A 561-nucleotide genomic window follows, 5' to 3' on the forward strand; every position below is an offset into this window, starting at 1 on the left:
CTACAATGGCGTATACAAAGAGAAGCGACCTCGCGAGAGCAAGCGGACCTCATAAAGTACGTCGTAGTCCGGATTGGAGTCTGCAACTCGACTCCATGAAGTCGGAATCGCTAGTAATCGTAGATCAGAATGCTACGGTGAATACGTTCCCGGGCCTTGTACACACCGCCCGTCACACCATGGGAGTGGGTTGCAAAAGAAGTAGGTAGCTTAACCTTCGGGAGGGCGCTTACCACTTTGTGATTCATGACTGGGGTGAAGTCGTAACAAGGTAACCGTAGGGGAACCTGCGGTTGGATCACCTCCTTACCTAAAGATATTAGTTCGCGTGGCGTGCTCACACAGATTGTCTGATGAAAAAGTAACGAGCAAAAGCGTCATAAAAGTACGGTGTCGTGTCCCCTTCGTCTAGAGGCCTAGGACACCGCCCTTTCACGGCGGTAACAGGGGTTCGAATCCCCTAGGGGACGCCAAGCTTCCGACCCACCCGGTGAAAGCGGCGGTCTCAAGTATCTGACGATACACCATATCTTAAAGATGACTTCCGAGTCATGTTTAAGA

Annotated in this window: 1 tRNA gene and 1 rRNA gene; both read left to right on the forward strand. The window is 51.3% G+C overall.

The window, feature by feature from the left end:
- Nucleotides 1-309 (forward strand): 16S ribosomal RNA (locus ABAC460_RS47960); the annotation flags it as partial.
- An 88-nt stretch (nucleotides 310-397) separates the two neighbouring features.
- Nucleotides 398-473 (forward strand) — tRNA-Glu (locus ABAC460_RS47965).
- Nucleotides 474-561: the final 88 nt, after the last annotated feature.

This window comes from Asticcacaulis sp. AC460, from assembly GCF_000495795.1.
Lineage (GTDB): Bacteria > Pseudomonadota > Alphaproteobacteria > Caulobacterales > Caulobacteraceae > Asticcacaulis.